23 protein-coding genes and 1 riboswitch are annotated in these 23843 nt (G+C 66.4%); of the genes, 12 read left to right on the forward strand and 11 right to left on the reverse strand.

All coding sequences use genetic code 11. The features are described 5' to 3' along the window. Positions 1–2 precede the first annotated feature (2 nt). Together A7V84_RS02545 and A7V84_RS02550 are read right to left on the reverse strand one after the other, a co-directional pair. Positions 3–815 carry a competence/damage-inducible protein A gene (locus A7V84_RS02545; RefSeq protein WP_025516856.1) on the reverse strand — a complete coding sequence of 271 codons (813 nt, stop codon included), beginning with the start codon at positions 813–815 and terminating at the stop codon, positions 3–5. A gap of 36 nt (positions 816–851) precedes the next feature. After that, complete coding sequence (locus A7V84_RS02550) at positions 852–1661, reverse strand: EI24 domain-containing protein (RefSeq protein ID WP_025516858.1); 810 nt, start codon at positions 1659–1661, stop codon at positions 852–854. A 61-nt stretch (positions 1662–1722) separates the two neighbouring features. Between A7V84_RS02550 and A7V84_RS02555 the strand changes: the two genes are divergently transcribed. Continuing rightward, positions 1723–2121: a thioredoxin family protein gene (locus A7V84_RS02555; RefSeq protein ID WP_033535278.1), complete on the forward strand. Its 399-nt coding sequence runs from the start codon at positions 1723–1725 to the stop codon at positions 2119–2121. Between the two features lie 19 nt (positions 2122–2140). On the opposite strand, the gene A7V84_RS02560 is transcribed toward A7V84_RS02555, so the two are convergent. From A7V84_RS02560 to A7V84_RS02570, 3 genes are all read right to left on the reverse strand, one after another. After that, complete coding sequence (locus tag A7V84_RS02560; protein WP_025516860.1) at positions 2141–3589, reverse strand: DEAD/DEAH box helicase; 1449 nt, start codon at positions 3587–3589, stop codon at positions 2141–2143. A gap of 142 nt (positions 3590–3731) precedes the next feature. Continuing rightward, on the reverse strand, positions 3732–4061 hold the full coding sequence (locus A7V84_RS02565; RefSeq protein WP_025516861.1) for an AzlD domain-containing protein: 330 nt from the start codon (positions 4059–4061) through the stop codon (positions 3732–3734). Next, entirely contained in the window at positions 4061–4732 is a 672-nt protein-coding gene (locus A7V84_RS02570; RefSeq protein ID WP_101605303.1) for an AzlC family ABC transporter permease, read from the reverse strand. The genes A7V84_RS02565 and A7V84_RS02570 overlap by 1 nt, the downstream gene beginning before the upstream one ends. A gap of 409 nt (positions 4733–5141) precedes the next feature. Here A7V84_RS02570 and A7V84_RS20585 point away from each other — a divergent pair, with 409 nt between their 5' ends. Genes A7V84_RS20585 through A7V84_RS02580 form a run of 3 tightly spaced genes read left to right on the forward strand, consistent with a single transcriptional unit; the run spans position 5142 to position 6912 of the window. Next, positions 5142–5345, forward strand: a complete 204-nt coding sequence (locus A7V84_RS20585; protein WP_025516864.1) for a zinc-finger domain-containing protein — start codon at positions 5142–5144, stop codon at positions 5343–5345. 32 nt (positions 5346–5377) lie between these two features. Continuing rightward, positions 5378–5800 (forward strand): YybH family protein, encoded by a 423-nt coding sequence (locus A7V84_RS02575; RefSeq protein WP_033535279.1) that lies wholly within the window; start codon positions 5378–5380, stop codon positions 5798–5800. Positions 5801–5814: 14 nt separating this feature from the next. After that, positions 5815–6912, forward strand: a complete 1098-nt coding sequence (locus tag A7V84_RS02580) for a YheT family hydrolase (RefSeq protein ID WP_025516868.1) — start codon at positions 5815–5817, stop codon at positions 6910–6912. A gap of 92 nt (positions 6913–7004) precedes the next feature. Here the strand turns inward: A7V84_RS02580 and A7V84_RS02585 are convergent, their stop codons facing one another. Then, positions 7005–8522: a M48 family metalloprotease gene (locus tag A7V84_RS02585; protein ID WP_063491477.1), complete on the reverse strand. Its 1518-nt coding sequence runs from the start codon at positions 8520–8522 to the stop codon at positions 7005–7007. A gap of 74 nt (positions 8523–8596) precedes the next feature. On the opposite strand from A7V84_RS02585, the gene galU reads away from it, so the two are divergent. Further along, positions 8597–9442, forward strand: coding sequence for a UTP--glucose-1-phosphate uridylyltransferase GalU (gene galU / locus A7V84_RS02590; protein ID WP_025516871.1), 846 nt, complete (start codon positions 8597–8599; stop codon positions 9440–9442). A gap of 68 nt (positions 9443–9510) precedes the next feature. Here the strand turns inward: galU and A7V84_RS02595 are convergent, their stop codons facing one another. From A7V84_RS02595 to A7V84_RS02610, 4 genes are all read right to left on the reverse strand, one after another. Further along, positions 9511–10605: a porin gene (locus A7V84_RS02595; RefSeq protein ID WP_025516873.1), complete on the reverse strand. Its 1095-nt coding sequence runs from the start codon at positions 10603–10605 to the stop codon at positions 9511–9513. Further along, the gene (gene mgtA, locus A7V84_RS02600) at positions 10592–13315 is read right to left on the reverse strand and encodes a magnesium-translocating P-type ATPase (protein ID WP_063491478.1); all 2724 of its coding nucleotides are present in this window, start codon (positions 13313–13315) and stop codon (positions 10592–10594) included. The genes A7V84_RS02595 and mgtA overlap by 14 nt, the downstream gene beginning before the upstream one ends. Before the next feature lie 274 nt (positions 13316–13589). Continuing rightward, on the reverse strand, positions 13590–13934 hold the full coding sequence (locus tag A7V84_RS02605) for a hypothetical protein (protein WP_025516877.1): 345 nt from the start codon (positions 13932–13934) through the stop codon (positions 13590–13592). 757 nt (positions 13935–14691) lie between these two features. Further along, positions 14692–15690 carry a sodium:calcium antiporter gene (locus A7V84_RS02610; RefSeq protein WP_025516878.1) on the reverse strand — a complete coding sequence of 333 codons (999 nt, stop codon included), beginning with the start codon at positions 15688–15690 and terminating at the stop codon, positions 14692–14694. Between the two features lie 102 nt (positions 15691–15792). Then, positions 15793–15903: riboswitch (yybP-ykoY riboswitch) on the reverse strand. A 114-nt stretch (positions 15904–16017) separates the two neighbouring features. Between A7V84_RS02610 and A7V84_RS02615 the strand changes: the two genes are divergently transcribed. From A7V84_RS02615 to ruvA, 7 genes are all read left to right on the forward strand, one after another. Continuing rightward, positions 16018–17361 carry an aminopeptidase P N-terminal domain-containing protein gene (locus A7V84_RS02615; RefSeq protein ID WP_063491479.1) on the forward strand — a complete coding sequence of 448 codons (1344 nt, stop codon included), beginning with the start codon at positions 16018–16020 and terminating at the stop codon, positions 17359–17361. A 59-nt stretch (positions 17362–17420) separates the two neighbouring features. Continuing rightward, the gene (locus tag A7V84_RS02620; RefSeq protein WP_025516881.1) at positions 17421–18566 is read left to right on the forward strand and encodes a UbiH/UbiF/VisC/COQ6 family ubiquinone biosynthesis hydroxylase; all 1146 of its coding nucleotides are present in this window, start codon (positions 17421–17423) and stop codon (positions 18564–18566) included. Between the two features lie 87 nt (positions 18567–18653). Continuing rightward, positions 18654–19679 (forward strand): tRNA dihydrouridine synthase DusB, encoded by a 1026-nt coding sequence (dusB, locus tag A7V84_RS02625; protein WP_033535283.1) that lies wholly within the window; start codon positions 18654–18656, stop codon positions 19677–19679. 41 nt (positions 19680–19720) lie between these two features. Then, the gene (locus A7V84_RS02630) at positions 19721–19960 is read left to right on the forward strand and encodes a helix-turn-helix domain-containing protein (protein ID WP_025516884.1); all 240 of its coding nucleotides are present in this window, start codon (positions 19721–19723) and stop codon (positions 19958–19960) included. A 72-nt stretch (positions 19961–20032) separates the two neighbouring features. Continuing rightward, entirely contained in the window at positions 20033–21622 is a 1590-nt protein-coding gene (gene purH, locus A7V84_RS02635) for a bifunctional phosphoribosylaminoimidazolecarboxamide formyltransferase/IMP cyclohydrolase (protein ID WP_025516886.1), read from the forward strand. Then, entirely contained in the window at positions 21622–22167 is a 546-nt protein-coding gene (gene ruvC, locus A7V84_RS02640) for a crossover junction endodeoxyribonuclease RuvC (protein WP_025516888.1), read from the forward strand. Before purH ends, ruvC begins: the two co-directional genes overlap by 1 nt. A 57-nt stretch (positions 22168–22224) precedes the next feature. Next, positions 22225–22797 (forward strand): Holliday junction branch migration protein RuvA, encoded by a 573-nt coding sequence (gene ruvA / locus A7V84_RS02645; RefSeq protein ID WP_025516889.1) that lies wholly within the window; start codon positions 22225–22227, stop codon positions 22795–22797. A gap of 17 nt (positions 22798–22814) precedes the next feature. Here ruvA and A7V84_RS02650 read toward each other — a convergent pair whose 3' ends face one another. Further along, positions 22815–23741, reverse strand: coding sequence for a complex I NDUFA9 subunit family protein (locus A7V84_RS02650; RefSeq protein WP_025516891.1), 927 nt, complete (start codon positions 23739–23741; stop codon positions 22815–22817). Positions 23742–23843 lie beyond the last annotated feature (102 nt).

The following is a 23843-nucleotide window of genomic DNA, read 5'->3' on the forward strand; positions in this document are numbered from 1 at the left end:
GTTCAGCGTGCCGGCGGCACGAAGCTGCCGCCCAGACGCTCGACCTCCGCGCGCAGGAATTCAAGCGCCTGCGCCGCGGCGTCGGGGTCGCCTTTGACCCCCAATTCGATGTGCGGCGCAGCACCCGCCTCGCCCACGCTGGGCAGGCTGAAGGCCTTGACGCCTGGCCAGCGCGATTCCAGCGTCTGCAGGGAAAGCGTGATGCGGGACTCGGGCAACCCGAAAACCAGGAAAGAGTGTTCGGTGTGCACCACCGTGTGCTGCAACTCGCGATAACGGGTATCCAGGGTCCATTCCAGCATGGGCCAGGCCATGACGGGAAAGCCCGGCACGAAGCTGTGATCCCGCAGATAGAAGCCGGGGATACGGTTATAGGGATTGGGGATGATTTCACAGCCCGAGGGGAACATCCCCATCTGCAGACGCTGCTGGTTCTCCGGGGTGCTCATGTCCAGGCTTCCCTGGCCCTTCGCCACCAGATCGCGGGTGCGCTGCACGATGGCCTCCTCGGCCAGGGGGTGCAAGGCCAGTGACAGGCCCAACGCGGCCGCTGCCGCCTGGCGGGTGTGGTCATCGGGCGTGGCGCCGATGCCCCCGCAGGAAAACACGATATCGCCACTGGCGAAGCTGCGCCGGTAGGCATCGGCCAGCACCTCGCGGTCATCGGGCAGCACCTGCGCCCACGACAGTTTCATGCCGCGCATGCTCAGCATTTCGACCACTTTGGCAAAGTGCTTGTCCTGGCGTCGACCGGAGAGAATTTCATCGCCGACGATGATGAGGCCGATCCGGCGCGAGGCAGTGTCAGTAACCATGGAAAGCCCTGGAAAAGAAAACGGGAAAAAGTGGATTCACTGTTCCAGCCGCGGCGGATCGCCCACCGTTGCGGCCTGCGTCGCCCGCAGGCGCTGCAGCGCGTCCAGCCCATAATGGGCGTAGACCAGGCTGGAGAAGGTGGGCAGGATGATCCAGGCCGGCGGCAACAGATTCAGCAGTGCGCAGATCAGGCCGATGATCCAGAACCCGATATTGTTGCGCGCAAGCAGGTGGCGGCGCTCTTCGGGACTGGCGTGCTCGACGATGGCATCCACGCGCAGCATGCGCGAAAAGGCAAACGCCCACCAGAAAACCGACAGCAGCAAAGCCATGGGCGGCACGAGCCAGAACGGCAGGGTCAGCAACCAGCCGGCGGCAAAGGCCAGGCTGACCCACAATGCGTTCCAGACGCTCACGGCAGTGGCATGGCGGCCCCGCGCCTGCAGTGCGGCGTATTCGCGCCGGCTGACATGACGCAACACAAGCGGCATGACGAAGACCGCCGCGATGGCCAGCCCCAGAATGCCCGAGATCGGCAGCAAGATGGCGGCCGCCAGCACCGGCACCAGATACAGCTTGAGCGAAAACAGCCCGACCGCCACCAGCCACTCATCGACGCGATTGACCACATCCGAGCGCGACGCTTCCAGCGTCAGCCAATCCGTCAATGGCGTCCAGAACAGCCAAAGCAGCAGAAACGCCCCGACCAGGGCGATGAGAAAAGGCAGCAACACCGCGAACAACATGTTCGGATGCAGCTGGGAGACCAGGGCGCGCTTGAACGCCCGCGCGATATGCGCGCTCGCGGCGGCGGCCGCAGGCGGCGTGGTGGAGGGCAGATTCATGGGCAGGCCAGGAGAGACGGCATGCCGGGTATCATAGTCAAACACGCCACGGTTTGCCCACATGCCTTTACTTCTGCCCGCCACCGACTCTCTGCCTCAGCGCGAAGCGCTCTCCCGCCCGGACAGCTGGCTGGTGGCCTGCTTCTGCGCCGCCTGGTGCGACACCTGTCAGCAATACCGCGCCCGCTTCGAAGCCCTGGCCCGCGAACGCCCGGATCTGGTGTTCGCCTGGATCGACATTGAAGATCATCCCGAACTGCTCGGCGATGAAGACGTCGAGAATTTCCCTACCCTGCTGGTGCAGGTCGGCGGGCAGACCCGCTTCTACGGCACCATGCTGCCGCATATCGCTCATCTGGAAAGGCTGCTCGACAGCCTGGCCGAAGGCGGGGAACGTCACATCGATACGACCCTGCCCGACCTGACGCGGCTGCTCAGCCGCAATGGCGGCCCGGCCTGAAGGCCGGGCATTGCGCTGCTCAGCCGGGCTTGCGCCCGCCGCCCAGCAGCACGGCCAGCTGGCGCTTGGGCGCCGGCGAAGCGGCCGCATCGGGCTCCGGCGTCAGGGCGTTTGCCGCCGCACCGGCTGACGGCTCATAGGGCTTGAAGAAGAACTCATCGACCGGCTGTCGCGGCGTGCGGCGCGCATGCTCGCGCCCGCCATTGTCGCGATGGTTGTCGCGACCTTCGCGACCGCCCTCACGGCTGCCGCGCTCGGCGCGACCCTGGTGGCCATGGCCCAGCAGTTCGGGCGGCAGCTCCAGCTTGCCACGCGGCACCTGACGCTTGATGAGTTTTTCGATGTCGAGCAGATAACGCTCTTCATCGGGGGCAAACAAGGCAATCGCCTCGCCGCTGGCGCCGGCCCGACCGGTACGGCCGATGCGGTGCACGTAGTCCTCGGCGTTGTACGGCAGGTCGTAGTTGATGACGCAGGGCACACCGGCGACGTCCAGGCCCCGGGCCGCGACGTCGGTCGCCACCAGCACCTCGAGTTCGCCGGCCTTGAAGGCTTCAAGAGCCTTCATGCGGTCGAGCTGCGACTTGTCGCCGTGAATCGACTCGGCCTTGACGCCGTCGCGCTCGAGCTGGCGGGCCAGACGCGCCGTGCCGAGTTTGGTGTTGGAGAACACGATGACCTGCTTGAGGCCGCGCGACTTGACCAGATGCACCACGGCGGCACGCTTGGCGTCGCCCGACATCGGATACGCAATCTGCGTGACGGTGTCGGCGGTGGCGTTGCGCGCGGCCACTTCGATCTCAACCGGCTGGTTGAGATAGGAGCGTCCGAGCTTGCGGATTTCATTGCTGAACGTAGCCGAAAACAGCAGGCCCTGGCGCTGCGCGGGCAACAGGCGGATGATCCGCTCCAGGTCCGGCAGGAATCCCATGTCCAGCATGCGGTCGGCCTCGTCCAGCACCAGGATGCCGACCTGGCTCAGGTTGACGTTTTTCTGCTCGACGTGGTCGAGCAGTCGGCCAGGCGTGGCGACCAGCACCTCGCAACCACGACGCAACGCCTCTTTCTGCGGACCGATGTCCACGCCGCCGAAGACTACGGCGCTGCGCAAGGGCGTGTGCAGGCTGTAGCGCCTGACGCTTTCATAGACCTGGTCGGCCAGCTCGCGCGTTGGCGCCAGAATCAAGGCGCGCACCGGATGGCGGGCGGGCGAGGCGCTGCTGTTGGCCAAGGGCATGAGCCGGTGCAGAATCGGCAGCGTGAACGCGGCCGTCTTGCCGGTGCCGGTCTGGGCCGCGCCCATGACGTCGCGACCTTCCACGACGACCGGAATCGCCTGCGCCTGGATAGGCGTGGGGCTGGTGTAGCCCGTTTCGGCAATGGACTTGAGCAGAAGCGGGTGCAGTCCGAATTCGGCAAAGGTACGCGTCTCAGGAGCAGACGCGGTGGAAGAAGTAGCTTGAGTCATCGAGATGGGCAGATACCGGGCGCCACAGAAAAAGAACAAAACGGAGGAATACGGCTAGCCCGGATTGCTGTGGATAACTTTATTTTAGCGCAGCCGCGCAGAAAAGCCCGCCGCCCCCCCGAGCGGGCCTGAACAAGGGGCTTCAGCCGACCAGCCAGCGCAGGCCCCAGAGGACCAGCATGCCTGCCACGATCACCATGACGGCACTGCGTGTGCGCAGGAAAACAACAATGCCGAATATCCCGGCAATGAGGCGGTAATCGAACACCGGACCGGCTTCGGGATGCCAGGGCAACAGATCCGGCACCACAATGGCCGTCAGCGCCGCCACCGGCGCATACCGCAGCGCGCGGCGCACGGAATCGGGCAGGGGCAGATAATCGCCAAACACCATATAGCCGGCGCGCGTGAGCAGGCTGCAGACGGTCAGCAGCAGAATGGCGCTGTAGACGTAATACTCGTGATCGTCCATCAGGCAGCCCTGCGCTTGAAATAATGCTCCGCCCAGATCCCGGCCACGATGCCTGCGATGACGGCCGCCGCCAACCCCAGGCGCAGCGGCAACGGCTGCCCCACCCAGGCCACGATGCCGGCGGCCAGCACCGAGATCACCATGGGTTTGGAGTTCACCAGCGGCACGGTGATGGCCATGAGCGCCAGCACGGCGGCAAAATCCAGCGACCAGGTCGACGGCACCATGGAGCCGAGATAAATACCCAGCACCGATGAGCTCTGCCACATCAGCCATCCCGGCACGATGGTGCCCAGGAAAAACCACAGCTGCTCGCGCGTACCCCGCACCGTGGCGTCGCCAAACCGCGGCATGAACAGCACGAAGCCCATGTCGGTAGTGAAATAACCCAGGCCGAGACGCTTGGGCCAGCTCAGATGACGGAAGAAGGGGTGCAGTGCCGCGCCGAAAATGACGAAGCGCAGATTCACCACACAGCCGGCTGCGAAGATGAGCCAGATCGGCGCGCCGGTGGCGATCAAGGGCAGTGACGTCAGCTGTGCCGAACCGGCGTACATCAGCAGGGTCATGGCCAGTGCCATCGACTCGGTCAGGCCGGATTTGACCATCGCCACCCCTGTGACCATGCCCCAGGTACCGGTGGCAATGAGCGCGGGGGCAATCGCGTGCACCCCTTGGCGGAAAGCAGTGGCGCGTTCGCGGCGAAGATGGGCGGGATCGTCAGCCGCCCAGTCGGAGGGTTCAGCGGCCACGGCCCGGCCCCTGGCGATACAAAGTCATGTGACTCGCAGGAAAGGTATGCGGAGAAGTGCCGGCGCAGCAGCCCGGGCCGCCGCTATCGCGGGCCCCGGCATCCCACCCGGGCACAAACGAGAAGGGTATTGTAACCCTGTCGCTTGATACAATACGAGCCACTGGAAGGAGTAGGGCACGCCGGCGCAGCACCGTGTTGGTTTCCACGGGACGCCCATGGCACCCTCTTTCGCCTTTCCGGATCGCCAGGCCAGCCCGGCCGGCGCCCTGGAAAGCGTTGAACCTTTCCCCAATTTTGATCGTCTTACGTTTTTTTAGGAACGTCACATGACTGCTGCTGCCCAAGCTGCGCACGAAGTCGTCGAACTCGGCGCGGAAGACCTCCCGGTGTACTGTCCTGGGCCGAAAGCGCCTCTGTGGAGCATGCATCCGCGTGTTTTCCTTGACGTCACTCACACCGGCGAAGCACAGTGCCCCTACTGTGGGGCGGAATACCGCCTGAAGCCCGGCACGGTCATCCACGGTCATTAATCCCGCGCGGCGCGCGCCATCCTGATCCGCCCATGTTCGCCACCCCTGACGAAGCAGAGCACGCCTTCTACGAAGCCCTGGAACAAGCCGACGCCGATCGACTCATGCAGATATGGGCGGACGACGAAGAGGTCGTCTGCATTCACCCTGGCGGCCTGCGGATCGTGGGCCACAGCGCGGTGCACGAATCGTGGCAACAGGTGCTGGCCAACGGCCCGCTGCATATCCATCCGCTGCGCCCGGTCGTGGTGCAAAGCATGATGTGCGCCGTACATGTGCTGGTCGAACAGATCACCATCCTCACGCGGGAAGGCACCGAGTTCGCCAACTGCTACGCCACCAACATCTACCACAAGGGGCCGACCGGCTGGCGCATGGTGCTGCACCATGCCTCGCAGGCGCCCGCCGAGGCCGGCGTGCTCGACCTGCACGACGTCCCCGACCGCTTGCACTGAGCACAGGCAGAGACTTGGCAGCGACCCGGATCGACCTCTCGCCTTGCCCCGTCCCGCCCTGGCTGCCTGGTGGCAATAGCCAGACGCTGTACGCGGCCACGCTGGCGCAATATCACCACATCGCCTTCGTGCGCGAACGTGTGGATACGCCCGACACCGATTTCGTCGACTTCGACTGGACCGGTCCCGGGCTGTTCCCGCACAAGGCGCCCGATGGCAGCCCCATCAGGACGGACGCGCCGGTCAACGGCAAGACCGCCGCCGCGCGCTGGATGTCCCCGCAAGACTGGAACAGCCTGCCACGCACGCCGGACACGCCCGCCCTGGTACTGTTCCACGGCCTGGAAGGCGGCAGCAACAGCCGCTACGCGCAATCCATCGCCCACCACTTCCGCGCACGCGGCTGGATCGTGGCGATCGCACATTTCCGAGGCTGTTCGGGCGTGCCCAATCGCCTCGCCCGGGCCTATTACTCCGGTGACTCCGAAGAAGTCGGTTTCATGCTGGAGACAGTGCGCGCCCGCCTGCCCCATGCCCGCTGGCATGCTGTGGGCGTCTCGCTGGGCGGCAACGCCCTGCTCAAATACCTCGGCGAACACCCCGAAACCAGCAGCTGGCTGGCCGGCGCGGCCGGGGTTTCCGTGCCGCTGGATCTGGTGGCCGGCGGCAAGGCGCTGTGCAGCGGTTTTTTCGGCCGCCGCATCTATACGCCCTACTTTCTGCGCACCATGAAGCACAAGGTACTGGAGAAGGCCAAGCGCTTTCCCGGCGCCATCGATGTCATGCGCATCGCCCACGCCAAGGATCTGCGCGACTTCGACGACGCCTATACCGCGCCCATGCACGGCTTTCGCAACGCGCTGGACTACTGGACGCGCGCATCCAGCAAACCCTGGCTGGCCAAGATCGCCGTACCCACGCTGGTGCTCAACGCCCGCAACGATCCCTTCATTCCTGAAAGCGCTCTGCCGGTGCCGGCCGATTGCGCCGAATCGGTGCTGCTGCACCAACCGGCCGCCGGCGGTCATGCCGGCTTTCCCACCGGCCCCTTCCCTGCTCACCTGAACTGGCTGCCGCAACGGCTGGGACGGTTTTTCGAAACAGGGAAATAGGGAAAGCCCCCATGCGGCGCGCGCTTTGCGCGCCTGCCGCCCCCAAAAGGGGGCAACCTCACCTCGGGGCGGCGGGGCGGACTGGGCTCGGATCAACCGGCGCGAAAGCGTTCCAGGAGGGCGCGTTCTTCGGCGAGTTTCTCCTTGGCTTCGCGGATCTGGACGTCGATCTGGGATTGCTCGTAGAAGTCGCGAGAGAGGTTGCGGGCTTGCTGGAGCTGGGATTCGGCCGCAGCATAGGCGCCGGTCGCCATGTAGTAGCGGGCCATGTCGCGCCGGGCCTGCACGCCGTTGCCGACGCGCGATTCGCTTTGAGCCAGGAGCTGGTAGAGCTCGGGTTCGTCGGCGCCCCACTTTTCTATGCGGTCGCGCAGGTAGGCCTGCGCTTCAGCATAACGGTCATTGTCCTGCAGGGCCTGGGCGTAGCTGACGGCCAGCGCGCGGTTGTCGGGCCATTGCTTGATGGCGGCCTGGGCCAGCGCGAGCTGGCGGCCGCGGTCCTTGCGCGCCGAAGCGATATCGATGTTGAGCCTGGCCATCATGGGCGAGCGTCGCTCACCGGCCATGGCTTCATTGAGCAGTTTCTGAGCCTGTTCCAGTTCGTTGCGCTGGTAGGCATACAGAGCCAGGCCGTACTGGGCTGCCGCGCGGCGCACCCCGGACAAGGTGTTGACCTCGTCACGCAACTGCTGCTGGGCGCTGCGCAGACTGGTGGCATCGCGCCCTTGCACCACGCGCATCTTGGCGCGGATGAACCAGAAATCATCGCTGTCGAGATAGCGCGACGACGGCAGTTCGCGGATGCGGTTCTGCACATCCGACATCCGTTCGATGGACAGGGGGTGGGTGCTTGCCCAGGCCCCGCCGCCCATGCCCTCGTTCAGGCGGGAGGCGTTCATCAGGCGCTCGAACATGCGCGCCATTCCAGCCGGATCGTAGCCGGCGCGGGTCAACATCTGCAGGCCGGTCCGGTCCGCCTCGCGCTCGGCATCGCGTGAAAAGCCCAGCTGACGGTTGATGGCGGCAGCCTGCCCGAAGGCCGCCACCCCCATGGCGAGGTTACCCCCACCACCTGCCAGGGCGGCCAGCAAGGCCGCCGCCAGGCTGGCCATCATGACCATGCTGTTCTGGCTCTGCTGCGTCATGCCGCGCGCGATGTGGCGCTGCGCCACGTGCCCGATTTCATGGGCCAGCACGCCGGCCAGTTCGGATTCGCTGGACGAGGACACGATCAGGCCGCTGTTGATGCCAATGAAGCCGCCCGGCATGGCAAACGCATTGATTTCCGGATCACGGACGCCGAATATTTCCACATCGGGCATCCCGCCGGGCGCGAACGCCGCCAGTTTTCGACCCATCGTGGTCAGATACTGCGCCAGTTCCGGATCGTGGATATAGGTGGGATCACGCCGGCCTTGCGCCATGATGGCTTCACCGAGCTGGCGCTCCAGCGCCGGAGAGAGATCGGCGCCCGATGCCGCCCCCATGGAAGGAAGGCCGACCGGTTGGGCCACCAGGGGAGCCGCAGGCAATACCAGCGCCAAACTCATGACGGCGGTCAAAATGCGGGTCCCAGCCGCAGACGAAAATGGACGAGAGCGCAAGTTCATAGCGTTATGATAGCGACAGCGGCGAAAAGTTTTCGCCGCTATTCCTTTTCCCGAACCATTTTGCTGGAGTCCCGATGAAGCCCGTGCGAAAAGCCGTCTTTCCCGTTGCAGGTTTGGGAACGAGGTTTTTGCCCGCCACCAAGGCAATGCCGAAAGAAATGCTGCCGGTGGTAGACAAGCCCCTGATCCAATACGCAGTCGAAGAAGCGGTAGCGGCAGGGATTACCGATCTGATCTTCGTCACCGGACGCAACAAGCGTGCCATCGAGGACCATTTCGACAGCGCCCCCGAGCTGCAGGCCGACCTGGAACGCAAGGGCAAAGACGATCTGCTCGCGCTGCTGCGCGACATCCTGCCGGCGCATGTCAATTGCCTGTATATCCGCCAGTCTGCCCCCCTTGGCCTGGGCCATGCCGTACTCAGCGCTGCGCCGGCCGTTGGCGACGAGCCTTTCGCCGTGCTGCTGGCCGATGACCTGATCGATGCCGATAAGCCGGTCATGTCGCAGCTGATCGAATGCGCAATGGCTCAGGATGGCAGCGTGCTGGGCGTGCAGGACGTGCCGCGAGCCGATACCGGCAAATACGGCATCGTCGCCGCCACGCCAGTGGCCGCCCAGACCGAACGGGTCCAGAGCATCGTGGAAAAACCCGCGCCCGAGGATGCGCCCTCGACGCTGGCCGTGGTTGGCCGCTATGTGCTGGCCCCGCAGATCTTCGACCACCTGCGCACCATCGGCCGCGGCGCCGGCAATGAAATCCAACTCACCGACGGCATCGCCTCGATGATGCGCGAACATCCGGTCTACGCCTATCGCTACGATGGCAAGCGCTATGACTGCGGCAGCAAGGCCGGCATGTTCCAGGCAACCGTGGCGTTTGGCCGCAAGTACCACGGCCTGGTTCCTGACCCGATCTGAGCCCTCGAAGGCTCATGTAAACCGGCCGCTGCCCTGCCCGGGCAGCGGCCGGTTTGCATGGGTAACGCTCAGAAGCGCTGGGTCAGGCCGACTCCAACCCGGGTGGTTCCGCCCCCCGAAGCGGTGAAGGTGTCGTCCAGCGTTCCGCCAATAAGCCGGCCCACAAAGGCATAGAGGCTGGTGCGGGCCGACAGGTCTTCGCGCCAGCCGACGGTGTAGAGCTGCACCCGGCCCGCGCGTCGGCCGTTTTCCCAGCGCCAGTCGGGACGCGCCAGCGACGCTTGCAGCAACAGGGCCGAGCGCGGCCCCACGGCCAGCTCGGAGCCCAGCAGCCAGGCGTCGGCCCGCCCACCCTGAATGAAGGCCTGCGGGCCCAGACCCTCGATGCCATCGCCGTTCTGGCCCACGAAACCATCGCGCTGACGCGACCAGGCCAGCGATACGCGCCAGCCTTCTGCCTGATAGGACACCCCTGCCTGCCAGGCGCTGGGACGGCGCCCGGCGGCTTCGCTGCCGCTGCCGGGGTGCAGGCGATCCCAGGTAAGCACGGCCAGCCAGGGTTCCGACTGATACATGAGGCCGGCGCTCAGGGCATGCCCCCTCCCCCCGGACTTCGGGCCATCCGGACCGGCCGCATCAAAGGCGTAGCCCAGCCCTGCCTGCCACCCGCCCCATTGAGGCGTGTAGTAATTCAGCAGATTGTTGCGCCGGTAGTTATCGGAAGCCTTGAACAAGGCGCCCATGCCCATGTCACGCCAGGAAGCGACCTCGAGTTCGCTGCCGTAGGTCATGGCGACTGTGGACGCCCGGCCCAGCTGCAGGCGCCCGATGCCGTCGTTGGCCAGCGCCACCCAGCTGCCGAAATCGAACAACCGGCCAGCCTCGTTCATCTGTCCGTTGCCGGCGTCAAAGCCGCTCTCCAGGCCGGCCTCGGTGGACCAGCCGCTACCCAGCGGCTCGACCACGCGCAAGCCCCACAGGCTGTCGGTCAGGCCCCCGGACAACAGGCCATTGCGCGTGCCTTTGTCGGCGCCGCTCACGCGGGTGCTGGCAACACCGAGATCGACCACGCCATAGAGTTGCAACGTGGTGTCGTCGGCGTGGCTGGCCGACGCCGCCAGCAGCAGGGCCGCCGCAGCCCCGAAGCGTTTATTGCCAGCCATAACGGCGCACCCATACGTTCTTGAGCGCCTGCGTCAGGCCGGCGTAGCCCAACAGAATGGCCAGGAGAAAGGGGAAGTAGGTCCAGGGCAAAGGCTGCATGTCGAAATAGCTCGCAAGCGGAGTGAAGGGCAAGGCCACACCGACCGCCATGATGAGCAAGGTCATCCACAACAGGGCGGGCGCCGCGCGACTTTGCAGGAAAGGCACGTGGCGGGTGCGGATCAGGTGCACGATCAAGGTCTGGGACAACAGGCCTTCGATGAACCAGCCGGACTGGAACAGGGTTTGATGCTCCGGCGTATTGGCCTGAAAGACATACCACATCAGTGCGAATGTCAGGATGTCAAAGATCGAACTGATGGGACCGAAAAACACCATAAATCGGCCCAAGCCTTCCGGGTCCCAGTGCTGCGGGACCTGCAGTTGCTCAGCATCCACCCGGTCAAAAGGAATGGCCGTCTGCGAAAAATCATAGAGCAGGTTCTGCAACAGCAACTGGATGGGCAGCATCGGCAAAAAAGGCAGAAACGCACTGGCCACCAGCACCGAGAAGACGTTGCCAAAATTGGAGCTGGCGGTCATCTTCAGATACTTGAGCATGTTACAAAAAATGCGCCGCCCTTCGATCACCCCGTCCTCCAGCACCGTCAGGCTTTTTTCCAGCAGAATGATGTCGGCGGCTTCCTTGGAAATATCGACGGCGGAATGCACGGAAATCCCGACGTCGGCGGCGCGCAGCGCTGGCGCATCATTGATGCCGTCCCCCATGAAACCGACTACCGCTCCCTGAGCGCGGAGTACGCGCACCAGGCGCTCCTTGTGGGCGGGGGTCAGGCGCGCGAACAGCGTTGCGCGGCTTGCGGCATTGCCCAGCTCCTGGTCATCCATGCGATCCAGATCCGGGCCCAGATACCAGTGCTCGACCTCCAGTCCGACCTCATGACAGACTTTGCGTGCCACCGCCTCGACATCACCGGTCAGCACCTTGACACTGATGCCCGCGCGCATCAGCGCGCACAAGGCCGGTGCGGCGGAGTCCTTGGGCGGATCCAGAAAGGCGACATAACCGACCAGCACCAGATCCCGTTCATCGTTCACGGAATAGACATCGCGCGCACCGTCGAGCCGCCGGATCGCCACCGCGATCACGCGCAGGCCATCTGCATTGAGCCTTCCGGTGCTGCGGCGGATGTCCGCCCGCGAGGCCGCATCGAGCGGCGTGTCCTGCCCATCGCGCCGCCAGTGCGAGCAGACCGCCAGCACCTCTTCCAGCGCCCCCTTGCAGATCAGTTCGTGGCTGCCATCGCCATCGCGCGGGCTGACCACCACCGACATGCGCCGGCGCGAGAAATCAAAGGGAATCTCGTCGATCTTGCGATAGGTCGCTGCGGGGTCGAGTTCGGCATGTTCCAGCACCGCCACATCCAGCAGGTTTTTCAAGCCGGTCTGGTAATGACTGTTCAGATAGGCATAGTGCAACACCTGCTCGCAATGGGCGCCGGCCACATCGATGTGGCGCTCGAGCACGATGCGGTCCTGGGTCAGGGTGCCGGTTTTATCGGTGCACAGCACCGTCATGGCGCCCAGGTTCTGGATCGCATCCAGGCGCTTGACCACGACTTTCTTGCGCGACATGGCGATGGCCCCCTTGGCCAGCGTCGAGGTCACGATCATCGGCAGCATTTCCGGCGTCAGCCCGACGGCCACGGCCAGCGCGAACAGCAATGCCTCCAGCCAGTCTCCCTTGGTGACGCCATTGATGATCAGCACCAACGGCGCCATCACCAGCATGAAGCGGATCAGCACCCAGCTGACGCGATTGATGCCGCGCTGGAACTGGGTAGGCGCGCGGCTGCTGGCCGTGATCGTGCCCGCCAGCTGGCCGAAGTTGCTCTGCGGACCGGTCGCCAGCACCAGGGCCAGGGCCGAGCCGCTGACCACATTGGTGCCCATGAACACCATGTTTTCCAGCTCCAGCGGATTGTCCAGCCCGACAGTGGGGCGGGTGGACTTCTCGACCGGGAGCGACTCGCCGGTGAGCGCGGCCTGCGCCACGAAGAGATCCTTGGCGCTGAGCAGCCGGCAGTCCGCCGGCACCATGTCGCCGGCGGACAAGGCCACCACATCCCCCGGCACCAGCTCATGCAAGGGAAGCTCGATGCCGCCCGGGGCATCGGGCCGCCATACCGTGGCCGTGTTCTGCACCATGGCGCGCAGCGATTCGGCCGCCCGGTTGGAGCGCCGCTCCTGCACGAAGCGCAACACCGTGGCGATAGCCACCATCGAGCCGATGATGATGACCGCAGCCCAACTGCGTTCTTCAGGTTCGGCCAGTCGCACATCCGTGACCCAGGACAAGGCCGCCAGAGCCGTCAGCAGCAGATTGAAGGGATTGCGAAAAGACAGCCACAGATGCGCCGGCCAGGAGAGCGGACGTTCGTGATCCACCTGATTGGGGCCATGCACTTGGCGCGCGGCCTCGGCCGCAGCCGCGCTCAGCCCCTGCGGGCCGGTGCCAAGTTCGACATACAGGTCTTCGATGGGGGCATAGGCCCGTTTCAGGCTGCGGGCGCCGCTGCGCCGGGCCAGCTCGGCCAGCGCCCCCGGGTCAGTGCCGCCCTGCTCAAGAATGGGATCGCGGCGGAAGTGGCGGCCAAAATGGCGCAGCTGTGCCGCCCGGGTAAACAAGGCTTTGAAAACATGCAACATCGGAGTGCTCCGAAGGCGTGCGCCAACGCGCCTCCCTCCTCAGGAAAAAGGCGAACGCGGGCGCCGGGGTTGACCGGAAGAAAGGGAAATCGCGCCGGAGGAGCGGAAGGGAACGGGACGCCAACGGCGTCCGGACGGCGGGCCAGCACTGACCCGCCGTTGGCTGAGGATCAGGACAAAGGCCGCGCCAGGCTCACCCAGCGCAATCGCGGCTCGGGTTCGTCACTGTTTGGCATGGCCAGGACTCCTGGTAGGGGGAAGGAAAACTGCAGCGTCAGGCACGCAGCATGCGCGCTGACGAACGGGCGCCGAAGCGAACCTGGCGCACGGCCGGGTTGGCGCTCAGACGGCGAGCCTGCGACATCAGTTCGCCACGCAGCTCGGGCGGGCAATTGACCGTGACGCAGGCCGAGGCCAGATCGGCGTGCTGCGAGCTGTCGATCTGGAAATGCGCCACATTCAGGCCGGCAGCGGAAAAATCCAGGCAGATCTGCTTGCGCAGATCATTCAATGCATCACGCGGGCACACGACTGTGATGCGCGACGTCCCGGGTCGTCGCTCCTGGACTCCGGCACGATCCACTCCGGCACGACGCAGAAACAAGTCGAAAAAGCGCATGATGACCTCCCGTACGGCAAGGCGGAACCCTACTGCGGACACACACACAGCCCGGCACGCGGGGGATCGAGGCGCATGAAGACGCGCGATCTGACCTCGCGGACCAACGGCGGTTCTGGCGGTAATGTTGGGGGCTTGCCCTGAATGCCGCCAACCGGAGGAACCGGGAGGGGCCAAAGCACGGAACGCAATCCGAAACTCTGAAGGGCCAGACGCCGCAACCTGCTTTTTCACAGGATGCGGCAGAAACTATTCTGCGGAAATCCTGTTCAAGCAGCGGTGTCGATACAAGATCGACTACTACTGTCGCCGGAATCGGTGCTCACAGAAAAGCTCCTGATGTTGAAAACCCATCGATTCTACGCGGGTTAGCCCTGATGGACAAGGGGTACCCCCGCGCTGAGTGTGGGAGCCCCCACGCGGCGCACGCTTGGCGTGCTTGCTGCCCCCCGAGGGGGCTGCCCCGCCTTGGGGCGGCCCGGCGGCGGGGCGGCTGTTCTTGCGTAGAGGTGGCCACACGCTGAGGGTGGGAGCCCCCACGCTGCACACGCTTGGCGTGCTTGCTGCCCCCGAGGGGGCTGCCCCCCCTTGGGGCGGCCCGGCGGCGGGGCGGCTGTTCTTGCGTAGAGGTGGCCACACGCTGAGGGTGGGAGCCCCCACGCGGCGCACGCTTTGCGTGCTTGCTGCCCCCCGGGGGGGCTGCCCCGCCTTGGGGCGGCCCGGCGGCGGGGCGGCTGTTTTGCATGGGGGTGGGGACTCAGGCGGTGAAGTGCCAGACCAGGTAGAGCGCGAACACGCCGTACAAGCCGCCGACCCGGGCCAGGGCGGGTACGGTCATGGTGTCGCTGCGGAAACGCAGCCACAGCAGGGAGATCGAGGCCAGGGTCAGGGCGCCGGCCACGAGCAGCGGGGCGTCGAGCAGCCAGGGGGTCATGAAGATGCCGAGCGCGCTCGGGATGGTGGCCTGGATCATCATGGCGCCGGAGATGTTGGCCAGCGCCAGGCGTTCCTTGCCCTGGCGCACCCAGATCAGGGCGTTCATGATCTCGGGCAGTTCGGTGGCGACCGGCGCCAGTAACAGCGCAGCCATGTGAGGCGATACTCCCATGGCGATCCCCAGCACCCCGATCTGCTGCACGAAGACGTGCGATGCCACGCCGATGACCACCAGCGCCAGCACCGACTGCGTACAGGCCCAGGCCATGGACGGCTCGGCGTCGCGCGGACGCAGCTTGAGCGGCTCCAGGTCTTCGCAATCCAGACAGTCTTCGTCGTTGGAGAGTTCGCGCTTGACGTAGACGCCGTAGACACAGAGAAACAGAATGCCCAACCAGGGTTTCCAGGCAAAGACCAGCAGCCCGAGGCCCAGCTTGACGATGAAAATGCCCATGAACCAGGCCTGATCACGCGCCAGGCGACGCTGGTCGGCGTGAATGGGGGCCGTCTGGCCGCGCGCATGCTTGCGCCACATGGCAAAGCCGACCACCGCATAGGCAAGCGTGGCCAGCACCAGCGGCCCGCCCATGGCGGCGCCCACGCCGATATCTTTTTCTTCCGGGGTATTGCCGAAGACAACGGCCATGAAAGTGACGGCGCTTTCCGGCAACGCCGTGCCGAAGGCCGCCAGAACCGTGCCGATGGCGGTAGCTCCCAGCTTCATGCGGTGGCCGACCCACTCGACACCGTTGACGAAGAATTCACAGGCGAAATAGATGATCGCCGCAGAGAGCAGGAACAGAAAGATGGAGAGCAACATAGGGGGCAGCCGGACGAGCAGAAAACTTTGGCGCAACATCGCGGCTCGCCCGGCTGGGGGTGAACGCGATGAGGCCAAAGGTCTCGCCTGGCATCTGACGGCGGGCACGAATGCCCTGCGTCAGGCCGTCAGCGCCATGAGGTTGAACCTCAAGCTTGTTGACGCTGACTCCCTTGGGGAAACAAAGGATGGCTACTCCCCAATGACAGTGCGGCGATTGTAGCAGCGCCCCGGCGAAAAGCCAGTCCAACCGCCCCGCCGATGGGGTTATCGCGCAGCGGGCGGCGCGGTACAGTACGGGGGTACCCTGCCTGTGCGAGTCTGACCATGAGCCTGCCCGTCGCTGATCTGATCCCTTTCGCGGCCCGCCGCCGCCGTGTCCTGGAGTGGATGCAGAGCCAGGGGGGCGGCATCGCCCTGGTGGCCACCGCGCCACAAGTCATGCGCAACCGCGATGGCGACTACCCCTACCGGCACGACAGCGATTTCTACTACCTGACCGGCTTCATCGAGCCCGAGGCCTGGCTGGTGCTGATCGCCGGGGCGCAGACCCGCAGCGTGCTGTTCTGCCGCCAGCGCAACGAGGCCCAGGAAATTTGGGAGGGCCGCCGTGTCGGCCCGGAGGCGGCGGCCGAACGCTTTGGCCTGGACGACGCCTATCCGGTGGAACAACTGTCGGAGTGCCTGCCGCCCTGGATGCTTGACCGCCCTTGCCTGTGGCTGTCGCAAAGCGCCCGGCCCGCCGTGCAGGAAACCGCCCGCACCGCCCTGCGGGCGGCCCACGACCAGGCGCGCGCCGGGGCACGCGCGCCCGCGACGTTGCGCGACCTGGATCCGGTACTGGCGGAGATGCGCCTGATCAAGGATGGCTCCGAGATCGCCGCCATGCGGCGTGCAGCACGCATTTCGGCCGGCGCGCATGCCCGCGCCATGCGGGCGGCCCGCCCCGGCATGCGTGAATATGAACTCGAAGCCGAACTGCTGTATGAATTCCGCCGTCATGGCGCCCAGGCCCCCGCCTACAACAGCATCGTGGCCGCCGGCGCCAATGCCTGCATCCTGCACTACCCGGCCGGCGACGCCGAGCTGCGCGATGGCGATCTGGTGCTGATCGACGCTGGCTGCGAATTCGACAGCTACGCCGCCGACATCACCCGAACCTTCCCCGTCAATGGCCGTTACAGCGGGCCGCAACGCGCCCTGTACGACCTGACGGTGGCTGCCCAGCAGGCGGCCGCCGACGCCACCGCGCCGGGCCGCCACTGGGACGAAGGCCACCAGGCAGCGCTGCGCGTCCTGGCCCAGGGCATGCTCGACGAGAAGCTGCTGCAGGGCAGCCTGGACGGCGTGCTGGAATCCGGCGCCTATGCGCGCTTTTACATGCATCGCACCGGCCACTGGCTGGGCCTGGATGTGCACGACGTGGGCGACTACCGCGGCCCGGCGCCGCAGCCCGGCGCCCCGCGCCCCTGGCGCCTGCTGGAACCCGGCATGACACTCACCATCGAACCGGGCATCTACGTGCCACGCGCCGATGACGTGCCGCCGGCCTTCTGGGATATCGGCATACGCACCGAAGATGACGCCCTGATCACCGAAGAAGGCTGTGAGTTGATCACACGCGGCGTGCCGGTCGATGCACGCGAGATCGAAGCGCTGATGCGCGAGTAATCCCGGACAACCCTGCCGCCTGGCGCAGCCGCTTGACGCGCCGGTTAAAATCCCGCCCCATGAATGCAATGGTCTATGACATCGCCATACTGGGCGCCGGCCCGGTCGGCCAGGCGTTGGCGCTGCTGCTGGCCCGCCAGCACCCCGATCCGGCGCGTATTGCCCTGTTGTCCGGCCCTGCCGCGCATGCCGCGCCGGCCGCCGATCCGCGCGTGCTCGCCCTGAACCAGGGCAGCCGCGTGCTGCTCGAAAGCCTGGCCGCCTGGCCGGCCCAGTCGGCCGACATCCGTCAGGTGCATGTCTCGCAACGAGGCCGCCTGGGCCGTACCGTCATCGACCACCAGGAGTTCGGCGTGCCCCAGCTGGGCAGCGTCGTGCCCTATTCCGGATTACATGCCCGCCTGGCCGACCAGGTGGCCCGCAGCGGCGTGACGCTGCTGCCGGGCCCGCTGGCCCACATCGCATCCCAGGATGCCGACACCGTGCTGGTCCGCCAGGGCGAACAGGACCTGCGTTGCCGGGTCGCCGTGCAATGCGACGGCGCGGCTGGCGCCGATGTGCAGCGCGACTACGGCCAGCATGCCCTGCTCACCAGCGCCCAGGCCAGTCTGCCGCGCGCCGGCTGGGCCTGGGAACGCTTCACCCGCGAAGGGCCGCTGGCATTGCTGCCGCACCCTCAGCTGGCGGGCAGCTATTCGGTGGTCTGGTGCGCCGCCCCCGCGCGCGCAGCCGAACTGGCCGCGCTCGACGATGCGCGCTTCTCTGCGGAACTGACCACCGCTTTTGGCGACCGCCTGGGCCGCCTGAGCAGCCAGGCCCCGCGCCATGTCTTCCCGCTGCAGCTCAAGGCCCGCCACACCCAGGTACAGGGCAGGGTGGCCACCATCGGCAACGCGGCCCAGACGCTGCATCCGGTGGCCGGCCAGGGCCTGAACCTGGGCCTGCGTGATACCGCGCAACTGGCCCAGGCCCTGCAAGGCTGGCAACCGGAACAGGATCCCCGCGAGCGGCTGGCTGGATTTGCCCGATCGCGGCGCGCCGACCGCTGGGTCACGGCCTGCCTGACCGACCTGATGCCGCGCGCTTTCGCCACCGGCCAGCCCGCCGTCGAACATGCCTGCGGCCTGAGCCTGCTGGCCCTGGATCTGGCCGCGCCCCTGCGCGCGCCACTGGCGCGGCATCTGCTGCAAGGGCTGCGGGTCTAGCCTGCCTCCGGCCCCGCCGCCAGCCGTTTTCCACGGCTTGCGACCCGTTACAAGCGAGGCCGGCGTCAAGACGGTTAAAATGTGAGCATGCGCATCGGCCCCTGGTCCCTTCCCAACAATGTTTTCGTCGCCCCCATGGCCGGGGTGACGGATCGTCCTTTCCGCCAGCTCTGCAAGCGGCTGGGGGCGGGTTATGCCGTGTCCGAGATGGCCGCCAGCAACCCGCGTCTGTGGGATAGCGTGAAGACCTCCCGACGCCTGAACCACGAAGGCGAGATAGCGCCAGTTTCGGTGCAGATCGCAGGCGCTGACCCCGAGATGATGGCAGAAGCCGCGGTGTTCAATGTGAACAAAGGCGCTCGCATCATCGATATCAACATGGGCTGCCCGGCCAAGAAGGTGTGCAACCTCGCCTCGGGCTCGGCCCTGCTGCGCCATGAAGACCTGATCGCGCGCATCCTGGACGCCGTGGTGAGTGCGTGTGCGCCGCTGGGCGTGCCGGTCACGCTCAAGACCCGCACCGGCTGGGACCGCGCCAGCCGCAATGCCCTGCGCGTGGCGCGCCTGGCCGAACAAAGCGGCATCGCCGCCCTGACCCTGCATGGCCGCACCCGCTGCGACCTGTATACCGGCGAGGCCGAGTACGACACGATCCGGGCCGTCAAGGCCGAGATCAGCATCCCGGTCATCGCCAACGGCGATATCGACAGTCCGGAGAAAGCCCGCCAGGTGCTGGACTATACCGGCGCCGATGCCATCATGATCGGCCGCGCCGCGCAGGGACGCCCCTGGATCTTCCGCGAAATCGATCATTTCCTGCGCACCGGGCAGAAGCTGCCGGCGCCGGACCTCACCGAGATGCGCGACCTGCTGCTCGAGCACCTGGACGACCACTACCGTTTCTATGGCGAACATACCGGCGTGCGCAGTGCGCGCAAGCATATCGGCTGGTATATCGACGCCTTGCCGGGCGCCGAAGCGTTCCGCAACCACATGAACCGCATCGACAACACCGCCGACCAGTTCCGCGCGGTGGCCGAGTGGTTCGATCACTCGCTTTCGGGCGACGGCGCCGCAAACCGGTCCGCCGCCCCCACCCTGCTGGTGGCATAAGCACCAGCCCCACCATAAAAATATTTGTACTCTCAGTCAAAATGAGCAAAAAAGATGTCCTGGAAGAATGCGTGCGTGTCAGCCTGGAGCGCTATTTCGAAGACCTGGGCGACTCCGAACCCCACGACATGTGGGATATGGTGATGCGCTGCGTCGAGCGTCCGGTGCTGGAAGTCGCACTGGAGCGTGCCGGCGGCAACCAGTCACGCGCTTCCGAGATGCTGGGCATCACCCGCAACACGCTGCGCAAAAAGCTGCTCGCCCACAATATCCAGCCCTAGGTCGCGCCGCCAGGCTGCCCGATTTCCTCTCTCTCCGCGTCCCTAGCACCGACGCCTCACACCATCCACAACATGAAGATCGAAACCGCCCTGCTTTCCGTGTCTGACAAGACCGGCATCGTCGAGTTTGCCCGGGCCCTGGCCGCCCGCGGCGTGCGCCTGCTGTCGACCGGCGGCACTGCTCGCCTGCTGGCCGAATCCGGCCTGGAGGTCACCGAAGTGGCCCAGCACACCGGCTCGCCGGAAATCCTCGACGGCCGCGTCAAGACCCTGCACCCCAAGATTCACGGCGGCCTGCTGGCGCGCCGCGACAGCCAGGAGCACATGGACACCATTGCCGGCGCAGGCATCGATCGCATCGACATGCTGGTGGTGAACCTCTACCCCTTCCGTGAAACGGTGGCCAAGCCCGGCTGCACTTTCGCCGACGCGGTCGAGAACATCGATATCGGCGGCCCGGCCATGCTGCGCGCCGCCGCCAAGAACCACGGCACCGAGGCCGGTGGCGTGACGGTCGTGATCGACCCGACCGACTACAGCCGCGTGCTGCACGAGATCGACCAGGCCGGCAGCCCCTCCTATGCGCTGCGTCTGGAGCTGGCCGCCAAAGTCTATGCCCACACGGCCGCCTACGACGGCGCCATCGCCTCCTATCTCACCAGCCTGACCGACGCCGCCCCCGCTCAGGAAGCGGCTCCGGCCCGCCAGGAATGGCCGCGCACCCTGACCATCCAGATGCAGCAGGCGCAGGCGCTGCGCTACGGCGAAAACCCCCACCAGACGGCCGCGTTCTACGTCGATCCGCAGCGTCCGGCCGGCCTGTTGGGCAACTACCGCCAGCTGCAGGGCAAGGAACTGTCGTACAACAACATTGCCGACGCCGACGCCGCCTGGGAGTGCGTGCGCAGCTTCGAATCGGCCGCCTGCGTGATCGTCAAACACGCCAACCCCTGCGGCGTGGCCGTGGGCGCAAACACGCTGGAGGCCTACCAGAAGGCCTTCAAGACCGACCCGACTTCGGCTTTCGGCGGCATCATCGCCTTCAACCGTCCGGTCGATGCGGCAACCGCCGAAGCCGTGAGCGGCCAGTTCGTGGAGGTGCTGCTGGCGCCGTCCTATGACGGCGCCGCCCTGGCCATCCTTGCCGCCAAGAAGAACGTGCGCGTGCTGGAGGTGCCCACCGGCGCCGGCCAGAACGCCTTTGACGTCAAGCGTGTGGGCGGTGGCTGGCTGGTGCAGACCCCGGACGCCTTCCAAGTGCCGCGCGACGCGCTCAAGGTGGTGTCGCGCCGCCAGCCCACCGAAGCCGAAATGAACGACCTGGCCTTCGCCTGGAAAGTCGCCAAGTACGTCAAGTCCAACGCCATCGTGTTCGTCGGCGGCGGCATGACGCTGGGCGTGGGCGCCGGCCAGATGAGCCGCATCGACTCTGCCCGCATTGCCTCGATCAAGGCCGAGAACGCCGGCCTGACACTGCAGGGTTCGGCCGTGGCTTCGGACGCCTTCTTCCCGTTCCGCGATGGCCTGGACGTGGTGGTGGCGGCAGGTGCGACCTGCGTGATCCAGCCCGGTGGCAGCGTGCGCGACGATGAGGTCATCGCCGCTGCCGACGAGCATGGCATTGCCATGGTGCTGACCGGCACCCGCCACTTCCGCCACTGATGCGGGTCCTCGGCGTCGACCCCGGCCTGCGCCGCACCGGCTTCGGTGTGGTCGACGTCGATGGCATGCACCTGCGCTATGTCGCCAGCGGCACGATTGTGGTGCCGCCGGATCTCGGCCTGGCGCAGCGTCTGCGCGTCATTCTCGACAATCTGCGCGAGGTGGCGCGCGAGACGCGGCCCGATGTGGCCGCGCTCGAGATCGTCTTTCTGAACACCAACCCGGCCTCGACCCTGCTGCTCGGGCAGGCGCGCGGCGCGGCGCTGTGCGCGCTGGCCGACAGCGGTCTGCTGGTGCACGAGTACACCGCGCTGCAGATCAAGAAGGCCGTGGTCGGCACCGGCCGGGCCGCCAAGGAACAGGTCCAGACCATGGTGCGCCACCTGCTGTCGCTGGATGGCACCCCCGCCCCCGACTCCGCCGACGCCCTGGCCTGCGCCATCTGCCATGCCCACATCGGACCGTTGCAGGATCGCCTGGCCGCCGTGTCTTCGGGCGCAAGCAGCGGCAAGGCCCGGCTGCGCCGCGGCCGCCTTCTCGGCTGACCGTATAGAATCCCGCCCATCGGCCGCGCCGCGGCCCCCCGAGGCGAGACGCTATCCATGATCGGACGCATTACTGGAACCCTGATCGAAAAATCCCCGCCCGTCGTCTGTGTCGACGTCAATGGCGTGGGGTATGACATCGACGTGCCCATGAGCACGCTGTACGCGCTGCCGGAAACCGGCGCGCGCGTCACGCTTTACACCCATCTGGTGGTGCGCGAGGACGCCCAGCTGTTGTACGGCTTCGGCACGGCCCAGGAACGAGCCACGTTCCGACAGCTAATCAAGGTCAGCGGCGTGGGCGCGCGCATCGCCCTGGCCGTGCTGTCGGGCATGTCGGTCAGCGAACTGTCGCAGGCCATCACCCTGCAGGAAACCGGCCGCCTGACGCGCGTGCCCGGCATCGGCAAGAAAACCGCCGAACGCCTGCTGCTGGAGATGCGCGGCAAGCTGGGCGCGGACATCGGCGCGGCCATCCAGGCCGTGCCCGACAACCAGAGCGACATTCTCAACGCCTTGCTGGCGCTGGGATACTCGGAAAAAGAGTCCTTGCTGGCACTCAAGACCCTGCCCGAAGGCGTGGATGTCTCCGACGGCATCCGCCAGGCCCTCAAGGCGCTGGCGCGCTGAGGCGCCGGGCGCGAGCCTTAACGCGCCGGCCGGCGCCCCAGATAACGTGGCGCCACCGCATCCAGGGCCGTGAGCCGTAACCGCAGCGCGGGATCCGGCGGACCGCTGGCGACGTTGTCGCGCGACATCGAATCGAGATTGTCGCGCGAAACCAGCGGCTCGCCCGGCAGGCACTCGAACAGGCGCGCCTGCAGGCGCGCCAGCCACGAAGGCAGGCCGAACACCGGGCGAGGATGACCGCTCCAGCGCGCGCAGCGCCGCGCCAGTTCGGCCATCGTGAAGGCCTCCGGGCCGGCCAGCTCGTAGATGCCGCCACCCGTGGTCGGGTCATCGAGCACGGTCTGCACCGCCCGCGCCACGTCGCCCACATAGACCGGCTGCATGCGGCTGTCGGCTCCCGGCAGCAGCAACACCGGCAGCCAGCGCGCCAGACGCGCGAACAGAGTGGTGAAATGGTCATCCGGCCCGAAGACGACCGAGGGACGCAGCACGGTCCAGCCCGCACGCCCGGGCGCGTCCCAGGCCTGCCGCAGCGCGGCCTCGCCATCGCCCTTGGAGCGCGCATACATGCTGGGGCCGGCGCTGTCAGCGCCCAGGGCGCTGACATGCACCAGACGCGGCACGCCATGCTGCCGGCAGGCGCGCGCCAGTCGTTGCGGCAGCTCCACGTGAGCCCGCGCAAAACCCGCGCCATACGGGTCGCCGCGACCACCATGCAGGATGCCGACCAGGTTGACCACGGCGTCGACGCCCGGCAACAGGCTCGTCAGCGCCGCGTCGTCGTGCACATCGCAAGCCAGCAATGTCACCCCGGGCAGTACGCGCAGCGCCTCACCGCGGCGCAAGGCGCGCACCGGCACCGTGAGCCGGTGGCCGGCATGCGCCAGACGCGCCAGCACGTGACGCCCGATGAAACCCGTGCCGCCGATGACCAGAATGTGCATATGACGCCCCTAGAGAATCACACCGGCATTCTGCCCGTGCCGGACGGTTTAGGGCAAACTGCTGGAGCCCGTCCCCACGACATGCGAAAATGCTGTACAAGC

The organism is Bordetella trematum (assembly GCF_900078335.1).
GTDB lineage: Bacteria > Pseudomonadota > Gammaproteobacteria > Burkholderiales > Burkholderiaceae_B > Bordetella > Bordetella trematum.